The 11,717-nt window shown below is 72.0% G+C and carries 8 protein-coding genes and 1 tRNA gene; 2 read left to right on the forward strand and 7 right to left on the reverse strand.

Annotated features, from left to right (window positions below; all coding sequences use genetic code 11):
- The first annotated feature begins 26 nt into the window (after positions 1 to 26).
- Entirely contained in the window at positions 27 to 1,841 is a 1,815-nt protein-coding gene (locus tag IR158_RS03075) for a long-chain fatty acid--CoA ligase (protein ID WP_291809351.1), read from the forward strand.
- A gap of 35 nt (positions 1,842 to 1,876) precedes the next feature.
- Here the strand turns inward: IR158_RS03075 and IR158_RS03080 are convergent, their stop codons facing one another.
- From IR158_RS03080 to tig, 6 genes are all read right to left on the reverse strand, one after another.
- Entirely contained in the window at positions 1,877 to 3,061 is a 1,185-nt protein-coding gene (locus IR158_RS03080; RefSeq protein WP_291809354.1) for a hypothetical protein, read from the reverse strand.
- Positions 3,062 to 3,201: 140 nt separating this feature from the next.
- Positions 3,202 to 3,516 carry a chorismate mutase gene (locus IR158_RS03085; protein WP_291809356.1) on the reverse strand — a complete coding sequence of 105 codons (315 nt, stop codon included), beginning with the start codon at positions 3,514 to 3,516 and terminating at the stop codon, positions 3,202 to 3,204.
- The gene (gene clpX / locus IR158_RS03090; RefSeq protein WP_291809357.1) at positions 3,513 to 4,793 is read right to left on the reverse strand and encodes an ATP-dependent Clp protease ATP-binding subunit ClpX; all 1,281 of its coding nucleotides are present in this window, start codon (positions 4,791 to 4,793) and stop codon (positions 3,513 to 3,515) included. The genes IR158_RS03085 and clpX overlap by 4 nt, the downstream gene beginning before the upstream one ends.
- Positions 4,794 to 5,045: 252 nt before the next feature.
- Positions 5,046 to 5,741: an ATP-dependent Clp protease proteolytic subunit gene (locus tag IR158_RS03095; protein ID WP_291809359.1), complete on the reverse strand. Its 696-nt coding sequence runs from the start codon at positions 5,739 to 5,741 to the stop codon at positions 5,046 to 5,048.
- A 35-nt stretch (positions 5,742 to 5,776) separates the two neighbouring features.
- Positions 5,777 to 6,397, reverse strand: a complete 621-nt coding sequence (locus IR158_RS03100; RefSeq protein WP_291809361.1) for an ATP-dependent Clp protease proteolytic subunit — start codon at positions 6,395 to 6,397, stop codon at positions 5,777 to 5,779.
- Between the two features lie 269 nt (positions 6,398 to 6,666).
- Positions 6,667 to 8,061 carry a trigger factor gene (gene tig / locus IR158_RS03105; RefSeq protein ID WP_291809549.1) on the reverse strand — a complete coding sequence of 465 codons (1,395 nt, stop codon included), beginning with the start codon at positions 8,059 to 8,061 and terminating at the stop codon, positions 6,667 to 6,669.
- A 282-nt stretch (positions 8,062 to 8,343) separates the two neighbouring features.
- Between tig and IR158_RS03110 the strand changes: the two genes are divergently transcribed.
- A tRNA-Gly gene (locus tag IR158_RS03110) sits at positions 8,344 to 8,414 on the forward strand.
- Positions 8,415 to 9,076: 662 nt separating this feature from the next.
- Here IR158_RS03110 and IR158_RS03115 read toward each other — a convergent pair.
- Positions 9,077 to 11,710, reverse strand: coding sequence for a DUF6519 domain-containing protein (locus IR158_RS03115; protein WP_291809364.1), 2,634 nt, complete (start codon positions 11,708 to 11,710; stop codon positions 9,077 to 9,079).
- Positions 11,711 to 11,717 lie beyond the last annotated feature (7 nt).

The following is an 11,717-nucleotide window of genomic DNA, read 5'->3' on the forward strand; positions in this document are numbered from 1 at the left end:
GTCCCCCTGTACAGGAGTCACGCCACATGTCCGAGTTCACGTCCCCCGCCCTCGTCGCGCCCGACCCCTCGGCGTCGATCTGCACCATGCTGGCCGCCCGGCTCGCACGCGACCCCGACGGCGTCCTGGCCGAGCGCCAGGCCGGCCTCGGCGGGACGTGGCAGCCCGTGACGGTCGCCGCCTTCGTGGCCGAGGTGCGCGCGATCGCCAAGGGCCTGGTCGCGGCCGGCGTCGAGCCCGGCGACCGGGTCGCGATCATGTCCCGCACCCGCTACGAGTGGACGCTCGTCGACTTCGCGATCTGGACCGCCGGTGCCATCGGCGTGCCGGTCTACGAGACGTCGTCGGCCGAGCAGGTGCGCTGGATCGCGTCGGACTCCGGGGTCCGGATGGCCGTCGTCGAGACGCCCGCGCACGCCGCCGTCATCGAGCAGGTGCGCAAGGACCTGCCGGGGCTCACCGAGGTCCTGGTGATCGACGAGGGCGCGCTCACCGCACTCGCGGCGCGGGGAACCGCCGTGCCGGACTCCGAGATCGACCGGCGCAGCACCATGGCCCGGGGTGACGACCTCGCCACGGTGATCTACACGTCCGGCACGACCGGCCGCCCGAAGGGCGTCGAGCTCACGCACGGCAACTTCGTCGCGCTGTCCCGCAACGGCGCGGTGGGGCTGGCGGAGGTCGTGTCGAAGCCGACCTCGCGCACGCTGCTGTTCATGCCGCTCGCGCACGTCTTCGCGCGCTTCATCCAGGTGGTCTGCATCGAGTCCGGCGCCGTCATGGGGCACGCCCCCGACACGCGCAACCTCCTGCCGGACCTCGCGTCGTTCAAGCCCACCTACCTGCTCGCGGTCCCGCGGGTGTTCGAGAAGGTCTACAACTCCGCGGAGCAGAAGGCCGGGTCGGGCACCAAGCTGCGGATGTTCCGGTGGGCCGCCAAGGTGGCGATCGCGTACTCCCGCGCCCTCGAGACCCCCGACGGCCCGAGTGCGGCCCTGAAGACGCAGCACGGCGTCGCGGACCGGCTCGTGCACCGCAAGCTGCGTGCCGCCCTCGGCGGCCGCACGGAGTACGCCGTCTCCGGCGGCGCCCCGCTCGGCGAGCGTCTCGGGCACTACTACCGCGGCATCGGCGTGCACGTGCTCGAGGGCTACGGCCTGACGGAGACCTCCGCCGCCACCGCGGTCAACCGGCCCGGCCTGACGAAGATCGGGACGGTCGGCCCTCCCATGCCGGGCACGTCCCTGCGGGTCGACGACGAGGGCCACATCTGGGTCGCCGGGCCGCACGTCTTCCGCGGCTACCGGCACATGCCCGAGGAGACGGCGCAGACGCTGGTCGACGGCTGGCTGCGCACCGGGGACATCGGCACGCTCGACGACGACGGGTACCTGCGCATCACCGGCCGGAGCAAGGAGATCATCGTCACCGCCGGCGGCAAGAACGTGGCGCCGGCCCTCCTGGAGGACCGGCTGCGCGGTCACCCCATCGTCAGCCAGGTCGTCGTCGTGGGAGACCAGCGGCCGTTCATCGGCGCCCTCGTCACGCTCGACGCGGAGATGCTGCCCGGCTGGCTCGCGATGCACGGCCTGCCCCCCATGGACGTCACGGCGGCGGCCGAGCACCCCCAGGTGCTCGAGGCGCTGGACCGCGCCGTGGACCGCGCGAACGAGGCGGTGTCCCGCGCGGAGTCGATCCGCAAGATCTCCGTGCTGACCACCGACTTCACCGAGGCGAACGGCTACCTGACGCCGTCGATGAAGGTCAAGCGGGCGGCGGTCCTCAAGGACTTCGCGCAGCAGGTCGACGCGCTGTACGTGGACACGCGCCCCGGCGCCTGAGCACCGGGGCGCGTCCCACGACGCGTCGGGCGGCCTCAGAGACCGGCGCGCAGGCGACGGTAGTCGCCCGACTGCGACGGCACCGACTCGCTCGGTGTCGACTCGTCGGCCCACCGCAGGGTCGCCCCGATACCGTCGAGGAGCTCGTCGTCGTCATCGTCGACGAACGTCACGCCGGCGTCCTGACCGACCACCGCACGCATCACCGCCACGTCCGCCGGCATCTGGCGCACCTCGCCGTCGACCACGCCGATCGACGCCAGGTCCGACCTCGACGACGCCACCTGCAGCTCACCCGGGCCGACCCACAGGGTCCGGCCCGCGAGACTGCCGGCGCCGACGATCAGCTCGTCGACCTGCCCACGTCGCAGCACGTCGACCACGTCGTCGAACCCGGTGACCGCGCCCTCGCCCCGGCCGCGCGCCTCGCGGAACCGCTCGACGTGCGCGGAGCGGCGCTTCGTGCGGTGCTCGGCCACGACCTCGGCGACCCGCGCGTGGAACGCTGCCTCGTGGATGCCCTCGCCACGGCCGCCACCGGGCACCTCCACCACCAGCTCGCGTGCGTGCTGCCCCAGGGCGTCGCGCACCAGCGGCACCATACGCACGTCTCCCGTCAGCACGACCAGGTCGGGGCGCTTGTCACGCACCCGCTTGTCGAGGGCCGCGGCGACGACCTCGGCGTTGCGCTGCCAGGAGTCCTCGGCCCGGGTCTGTCCGCGCCGCTCGAGGCCGGCCTCGCGGACCTTGCGCACCTCGTCGTGCCCGCCGTCGACGGTCTCCGTCACCGGGCCGTGGTTCTCGCCGTCGTCCACCTCGCTCCACCGCAGGTCCGCCCCCGTGCGGTCGACCGCCACCACCAGCACACCGACGCTCTCCTCGCTCGCGCGCACGACCGGCGCCAGCGCCGGGACCGGGCCGTACGAGCCGCTCGAGGTCGCGGGGGCCGCCTGCAGCACCCGGTCCACCACGACGCCGTTCGCGTCGGCGATCAGGGCGCGCCCGTGGGCGTTCCGCCGCCCGTCCGGCTGGGCGATGCGCTCGCCGAGCTCGTCCAGGATCGCGGCGGGCGCGCCGTCCCGCTCGAGATCCCGCCGCACGGAGCGCCACCGGTCCACGGGTCCCGACTCGCCGGCCACCTCCGCGGGCGACGCGTCGAGGTGGACGGTGACGAACGGGGCCGGTCGGCCGAGCAGCGGCTTGAGCCAGTGCAGGTGCATAGGGGTCTTCTCCTCCTGCGTGCACGTCCCCGGCGACGCCACAGCCGGTGCCTGACCGGGGCTGACCCCTCTACCTTGGGTCACCGGTACACCCCGCGCCAACTCCCGCACAGGGTGAGGTGGAGCCGGACGAGCGTCCGTCAGGCGCGCTGCGCGTGGTCGTGCGCGATCGCCTCGTGGTGGCGGATCACCTCGCCGACGATGAACTCGAGGAACTTCTCGGCGAAGACCGGGTCGAGGTCCGCCTCGTGGGCGAGCTCGCGCAGCCGGGCGACCTGCTGCGCCTCGCGGCCCGGGTCCGACGCGGGCAGACCCAGCTCGGCCTTGAGCACGCCGACGCGCTGCGTGGCCTTGAACCGCTCGGCGAGGATGTGGATCAGCGCGGCGTCGATGTTGTCGATGCTGCCGCGCAGGCGTGCCAGCTCGGCCGGCACGACGCGCCCGGGTGCGTTCACGCGCTCTTCTCGCGGGGAGCGCGCTTGTCGCGCGAGGTGTCGCGAGGGACCAGCGTCGGGTTGACGTTGTCGAGGACGACGTCCTTCGTGATGACGACGCGTGCGACGTCGTCACGCGACGGGACCTCGAACATCACCTGCTGGAGCACCTCCTCGAGGATCGCCCGCAGGCCGCGCGCACCGGTGCCGCGCAGCAGCGCCTGCTCCGCGACGGCCTCGATGGCGTCGTCCTCGAACTCCAGGTCGACGCCGTCGATCTGGAACATCCGCTGGTACTGCTTCACGAGCGCGTTGCGCGGCTCCGTGAGGATCCGCACCAGCGCCACCCGGTCCAGCGGGGACACGGTCGTGATGATCGGGACACGGCCGATGAACTCGGGGATCAGGCCGAACTTCAGCAGGTCCTCCGGCATGACCTCGCCGTACACGTCCACGTCGTCGGCCGAGTGGATCGGGGAACCGAACCCGATGCCGCGGCGCCCGGCGCGGGACGTGATGATCTCGTCCAGCCCCGCGAACGCGCCCGCGACGATGAACAGGACGTTCGTCGTGTCGATCTGGATGAACTCCTGGTGCGGGTGCTTGCGCCCGCCCTGCGGCGGCACCGACGCCGTCGTGCCCTCGAGGATCTTCAGCAGCGCCTGCTGGACGCCCTCGCCGGACACGTCCCGCGTGATCGACGGGTTCTCGCTCTTGCGCGCGATCTTGTCGATCTCGTCGATGTAGATGATGCCCGCTTCGGCCTTCTTGACGTCGTAGTCGGCAGCCTGGATGAGCTTGAGGAGGATGTTCTCCACGTCCTCGCCGACGTAGCCCGCCTCGGTGAGGGCCGTGGCGTCCGCGATCGCGAAGGGGACGTTGAGCATCTTGGCGAGCGTCTGCGCGAGGTACGTCTTGCCGCAGCCCGTGGGGCCGATCAGCAGGATGTTCGACTTGGCGATCTCCACCGGCTCCTCACCGGTGGTCGCCCGGGCGCCCTCACCGGCCTGGATGCGCTTGTAGTGGTTGTAGACCGCGACCGCGAGGGAGCGCTTGGCGGGCTCCTGGCCGACGATGTACTGCTCGAGGAACTCGAAGATCTCCTTCGGCTTCGGCAGCTCCACCATGCCGACCTCGGTGGCCTCGGCGAGCTCCTCCTCGATGATCTCGTTGCACAGGTCGATGCACTCGTCGCAGATGTACACCCCTGGGCCTGCGATGAGCTTCTTGACCTGCTTCTGGGACTTGCCGCAGAACGAGCACTTGAGAAGGTCCGCACCGTCCCCGATACGCGCCATGTGCGTCCCCTTCCCTCGTGTCGCCCTCCGCCGTACCGGCGGTGCGCCGTCGTCGTGACCTCACGGTCCGTGAGTCACGTTCCCCCATTGCACACCACGCACGGCCCCCTGTCAGCCGAACCCGGCGGGTGGGTCGCGGCGTGTCGGGCGCGACGCGCCGTCCGATGCGTCCCGGTTCGCACGGATGGCCCAACCTGACGAGGCCGTGCCGCCCCGGCCCGGCCACGGCGGGCCGGACCGGGGGTCACGACGTCAGGCGGGCTGGACCACCGTGGGGTGAACGCCCTTGCGGCTCTCGAGGACCTGGTCGACGATCCCGTAGTCCTTGGCCTGGGCCGCGGTGAGGATCTTGTCGCGCTCGATGTCCGCACGGACCTGCTCGATCGGCCGGCCGGTGTGCTGCGCGAGCGCCTGCTCGAGCCACTCGCGGATGCGGATGAGCTCGTTGGCCTGGATCTCGATGTCCGACGCCTGCGCGTAGCCGCCACCCTCCATCGCGGGCTGGTGGATCAGCACGCGGGCGTTGGGCAGTGCGAGGCGCTTGCCGGGCGAGCCGGCGGCCAGCAGGATGGCCGCGGCCGAGGCCGCCTGCCCGAGGCAGACGGTCTGGATGTGCGGCTTGATGTACTGCATCGTGTCGTAGATCGCCGTCAGCGCGGTGAACGAGCCGCCGGGCGAGTTGATGTACAGCGTGATGTCGCGGTCGGGGTCCGTGGACTCCAGCACGAGCAGCTGCGCCATGACGTCGTCCGCGGACGCGTCGTCGACCTGCACGCCGAGGAAGATGATGCGGTCCTCGAACAGCTTGGTGTACGGGTCCTGACGCTTGAAGCCGTAGGCGGTGCGCTCCTCGAACTGCGGGAGCACGTACCGGCCCATGGGTGAGGCGGGCGCCGTGCCGCCGGCCAGGTGGCCGGCTCGGGCGATGAACTGGGACTCCATGCTCACGAAGGTTCTCCTCGCTGATGCGTTCGCGGTGGCCGTCAGGACTGCGTCCCGCCGCCACCGGCGACGGAGTGGGAGCTGGAGACGACGTGGTCGATGAACCCGTACTCCAGGGCCTCCGGCGCGGTGAACCAGCGGTCACGGTCCGAGTCGGCGTTGATCTGCTCGACGCTCTTGCCCGTCTGCTCGGCGATCAGCTCGGCGAGCACCTTCTTCATGTGCAGGATGAGCTGGGCGTTGATGCGGACGTCCGTCGCGGTGCCACCGATGCCGCCGGACGGCTGGTGCATCATCACGCGGGCGTGGGGCGTGGCGTACCGCTTGCCCTTGGTGCCCGAGGAGAGCAGGAACTGCCCCATCGACGCCGCCATGCCCATCGCGATCGTCGCGACGTCGGGCTTGATGTACTGCATGGTGTCGTAGATCGCCATGCCGGCCGTGATCGACCCGCCGGGCGAGTTGATGTAGAGCCAGATGTCCTTGTCGGGGTCCTCTGCCGCCAGCAGCATCATCTGCGCGCAGATGGCGTTGGCGTTCTCGTCCCGGACCTCCGACCCGAGCCAGATGATCCGCTCGCGGAGCAGTCGGTTGTAGATGGAATCGTTGAGGCCGAGGCCCGGAGTATCTGACCGGGCCAGGGACGGCACCTGCTCGTTCACGAAGGCTCCCTCGTCTGGCTGCGTGCTGCCTGCGCGGTGGCCGGCCCCCCGTGTCGGGAGCTGCGGCCGGTCGCGCGTTGCAGCGACCCTAACGCCCGGCCGCGCCCGCTCACGTCCCGCCGACGCGCCGTTTCGCTGACGGCGCAGCGGCTGCGCCCGGACGGCCGCGGCCGCGGACGACGACGGCCCCGCCGCACCCGGGAAGGGCGGCGGGGCCGTCAGCGACGACGCCGGGTGGCGCGTCGTGCGGTCCTGGTGGTGCGGGCCGCTCAGGCCTTCTCGTCCGCGCTGTCCTCGCCGAACGCGACGGCGGAGAAGTCGGTCGCCGCGTCGGTCGGGGCGGACGCCTCGGCCTGCTCGACCTCGGCGTCCTCCTCCTCCGTGCCGATGAACTCGGACAGGTCGACAGCCTTGCCCGAGCCGTCGACGACGGAGACGGAGCGCAGCGACACGGCCAGCGCCTTGGAACGGGCGACCTCGGCGACCATGGCCGGGATCTGACCCTGCTGGTCCAGCGTCGTGATGAACGTGTTGGGGTCCATGCCGTACTGGCGCGACGCGCTGACGAGGTAGTCGAGCAGCTCGCTCTGGCTGACCTTGATGTCGAGCTGCTCGGCGAGCGTGTCGAGCAGGATCTGGTTGCGCAGCGCGGTCTGCGCCTGCTCCGTCACCTCGGCACGGTGCTCGTCGTCCTCCAGGCGACCCTCGGACTCGAGGTGGCGGTGCACCTCGGCCTCGACGACACCGCTCGGCACCGGGATCTCGGTCTCGGTCGTGAGCTTCTCGACCAGCAGGTCGCGCGCCTGGACGGCCTGGTTGGAGGCCTTGATGCGCCCCGCCTGGACCCGCAGGTCGGCCTTGAGCTCGTCGATCGTGTCGAACTCGCTCGCGAGCTGCGCGAACTCGTCGTCCGCGTCGGGCAGCTGGCGCTCCTTGACGGCCGTGGCCGTGACGGTGACGTTGGCCGTCTCGCCCTTGCGGTCGCCGCCGACGAGGACGGTCTCGAACGTGGTGGTCTCGCCCGACGACAGCCCGGTGAGCGCCTCGTCGAGGCCCTCGAGCATGTTGCCCGAGCCGATCTGGTAGCTCGTGCCCGAGACCTGGTCGACCTGCTCGTCACCGATGGTGGCGGCGAGGTCGATGACGACGAAGTCGCCCGCCTCGGCGGGACGGTCGACGCCGACCAGCGAGCCGAACCGCTCGCGGAGCGCGTCGAGACGCGCGTCGACGTCCTCGTCCGAGACCTCGACGTCGTCGACGGTGAGGCTCAGGGAGTCGAGCGCGGGCAGCGTGATCTCGGGGCGCACCTCGACCTCGGCGGTGAAGTGCAGCTCGCCCTCGTCGCCGGCCTCGGCGGGCACGAGGCCGGGGACCTTCGTGACCTCGACCTCGGGCTGGCCCATGGGACGCAGCTTGTTCTCGCGCACGGCCTCGGCGTAGAAGGACGACAGGCCCTCGTTGACCGCGTGCTCGATGACCGCGGGGCGACCGACGCGCTGGTCGATGATGCGCGGCGGCACCTTGCCCTTGCGGAACCCGGGCACCGTCACCTGCTCGGCGATGTGCTGGTAGGCGTGATCGATGCTCGGCTTGAGCTCGTCGTACGTCACCTCGACGGACAGCTTGACCTTGGTCGGGTCCAGGGTCTCGACGGCGCTCTTCACTTCGATGGTCTCCACTTGGTCATGGCCGGGCGCCGGAGGATCCGACGAGATGGCTCGCTTCGCTCTGCACGCGCTGGGAGGCGCTGCGCACGCTGCGGCCCGGGCGACGTCGTGACCCCACCAGGACGAGTCCCGGGGAGGCGACGTGCGAGCACCCGACGGCGTACGCGCGACCCTCGATGGTACGTCACGAGCGCGACCGGCCGCCAAAGCGGCGGTGGGGACGACACACCCCGCAGAACCGGTAGCCTTGCTGCGCCGCCGGGTCTGCGCCCGGCACGCGCGGACGTAGCTCAATGGTAGAGCCCCAGTCTTCCAAACTGGCTACGCGGGTTCGATTCCCGTCGTCCGCTCCGAGAGCGTGCGAGGTCACGCTGCCAATCTGCGGACCCTAGCGTCCTTTCGGCGCGCGAGTCGTGCTCGTCTTCGGCGAGGAGGGCTCGCCCTCCGCTCGCTCCTCAGCGACGAGCCCTGCCGCGCGGTCTCGGGCACGGTGAACCGACCTGGCCACCTGCCCCGCCCACACCTTGCTGATCCGAGCGATCCTCCGGTCATGCGTTGACCCGTGGCCACCGTGGCGGGAGGATCGAAGGGCATCAGCAAACTGGACCTCGGTGAGCAAGCAGATGAGGGTCGGCTGGTACGTCCGGTCCGATGACGGGAGTGAGACGAGCAGAGTGAGCAACTGAACTTTCGGCACATCGGACGCAACGATCCTGACTCGGTCGGTCTCGGCAGGCCGTGACGGTCTCGACGGTTTGTACGGGTTCGCCCGGCATCGACGAGCTCCGAACGGACATCTGACGGTTCTCGAACGCAGAACGGTTCCGAGTGGACGAGGAGTCGTAGGAACAGACAGGTGAAGTCTCGGCCGGCCGTGCAGCGTGAGGCCGGAGTCAACGAGGCGGGCGTCCGAGATCCGATCCGGGTGCTGTCACAGGAAGACCTCTTCGGGTCGCCAGGCGAGGGTCTGGCGGCCCGGACGCCTGCTCGGCCCGATCTCGAGCTCGGGCAGTCAGGGAGCCAGACCCACCGCCGCATGGAACGCCAGCTGTGGCGCGTCGCGGTCGAGCAGCGACGGCAGGACGGCGAGCCGGAGCACGACGCGGCCGGCGCCGACCGGGTCTCGGAGCAGCCCGGCGGCCGCCGCGCTGTCCCACACCAGGTCGAACCCGTTCTCACGACGCCGCAGCTCGACGGTTCCCGGCAGGACGACAGAGCGGAAGGCACCGGCGAGCTCTGCGTCGGGCAGATCGGCGGACACGACCACGGCCGCCTGCACGGCAGCCGCCGGAGGGTCGGACGTCAGCACGTACGGGGCGCGGAGCGTCAGCTGTCCCGCCCACACGCCGAGCGGGACGGTGTTCTCCGGCCGCAGCTCGATCTGCCGCCGTCGCCCCACCATGACGGCGCCCGCGACGGTGCCGCGGCCACCGACCACTCGGCACAGGAGATCCAGGCCGCCCTGCACCGTCTGGTCGTCGACGTTCCCGAACGCGGCGCACGGGGTCCAGTCGACGCCTGACGCGAGGGCGAGGTGTGCGCCGAAGACGATGCGCTGCGCCTCGGCTGACGGCTCGTCCAGCAGCGTTGCAGAGACGCGCTGCGTGTCGAGCTTCCGCTCGGTGCCCAGGATCCACTGGACCTGCGCCACGCCGACCGCGTCGGTCCGGACGACAGCGCGGACGGTGCGCGTGCCGCCGGGCCACGGTGTCAGCTCCTCGACCTGGACGGTGGCGTGCAGCGAGCCGCCGCCCAGCTCGTCCAGCGCCGACCCGTCCAGCATGCGCCCCTCGACCTCGAACGCGACGCGCTGCCCGGCCGCCGGATGGCTGCCGGCGGTCACCCTCGCCCGCAGCGCCAGCCCGAGCGTCTCCCCAGGGCGGCCCAGCTGTCCGTCGCCACCGGCGTCCACCAGCACGAGCTCGTCGCGTGCGGTCGCCGTGAACGTGACCGGCTGGTGCACGGACGTCCCGCCCGACGACACCAGGACCGCGGTGACCTGCTGAGCCGCCGCAGGGTCGAACCGGTCTCCGGGCGGCGGGACGGCGGGCGCCGGCCCGAGGCGCCACCAGGCGTTCACCAGGCCGTCGACGCCGGTCGTGGTCGTCACCGCGGTGGCCACCTGGTCGCCGGGTACGACCCCGGTGGGGTCGGGCGCGCTGAGGGACAGGGCGCCGCCACCGGAGGTGACCGTCAGCGTCACGGTGCGATCGGGAGCAGACGTCAGTCCCCGGCTCACGCCGACGACGAGCGGCGCAGGGAGCCAGCCGTCCGACCGTGTCTCCTGACCGTCGCCGGACCGGGCGGTGAACTGGACGTCGTCGACGAGGGGCCCGAACAGGTCGCGGCAGTCGGACACCACCCTCCACCCGCCCGCCTCGAGCACGGCGATCCCCAGCTTGACGTAGTGGTGCACCGGACCGGACGGGAGTACCGGGACCGGGACGCCACCGACCGGCTGCGGCCACTCCAGGTGCCAGTCCCCCGTGCCCGGCAGGATCGCGGTGCGCGCCGGGACCACCCAGTGGTCGCCGGTGCGCAGGCGACCCACCGTGCCGAGCCGCACCTGCAGCCCGGCGTCCAGGTCGGTCCAGTCGGCCGTCCCCAACGGCACCGGTGCGGTGCCGTCCCAGCGGCGGACCTTGGGGTGCCCGCCGGTCGCGACGACGGCAGCCAGCTCGGCCGCGAGCGCCGCGGCGCCCGCCGGTGTCGCGTCGTCCGCCGACCGCAGCCGCAGCGTCGTCCCACCGAGGACGTCGTCGACCAGCGCCAGCAGCCCCGGCGTCCCGGCCCGGTCGATCGCGTCCGTCGTCACCGTGACCAGGTCGCCCCGGCCGAACCCGTCCGCGCCACCCGGCCCGAGCCGGTCCACCTGCAGGTCCAGACGGTCGGGGACGCCGATCAGCGACGCGAGGGTGCTGGCGTTGTCCCGGCTCCACAGCACGGTCGGCGTCGCCCCGGTGAGGGCACCGGTCACCGGGTCGACGGTCGGGGTGTGCACCTCCAGGCGGTACGTCCGGTTCTCGAGGCCGCGGTACCCGGCGCTCTCGGGCACCAGGCACAGGGACGGGTCCGCCGACGCCGCATCCAGCTGCACCTCGAGCGTCCCTGTGCTTCCCGCGACCAGCGCGTCCCACTCCGGCAGCACGGAGTCGCAGTCCGGGTTCGCGGGCGCCGTCACGCGCAGCGCCCGGACCGCGTGCGTGAGCCGGGTCCGCACCGTGGTGTCGGGGCCGCCCAGGGCGACCTCGCGCAGCCGTGGCACCTCGACCGCCGTGACGGTGTGCTCCCAGGCGTCGAGCAGGACCGTCACCGTCGCACCGACGTCCTCGGGCAGCCCGCTCACCAGCACCGGGTCGGTGGCGTCGACACGCAGCCCGTCGACGTAGTACCGGCCCGCGCCCACACTCAGGCCCGGCGCCGCGCCGGGGGCGGCAGGCGGGACCGCCACGACCTCGAACCCGGGGTCGGCGAGGGGGGCACCGCCGCGCCCGATCACGTCGACGCGCGCCTCGCGCAGGTCGTGGAGCGCGATGTCGACCTGCTCGTTCCAGTCGGCGTCGAGCTGGACGCGCCCCTGCTGCTGGCGGACCGCCGTGAAGCCGCTCACCGCGTCGAACGTCGATCGGGTGATGTCGCCGTCCATGGATCTG

Source organism: Cellulomonas sp., assembly GCF_015234515.1.
Classification (GTDB): domain Bacteria; phylum Actinomycetota; class Actinomycetes; order Actinomycetales; family Cellulomonadaceae; genus Cellulomonas.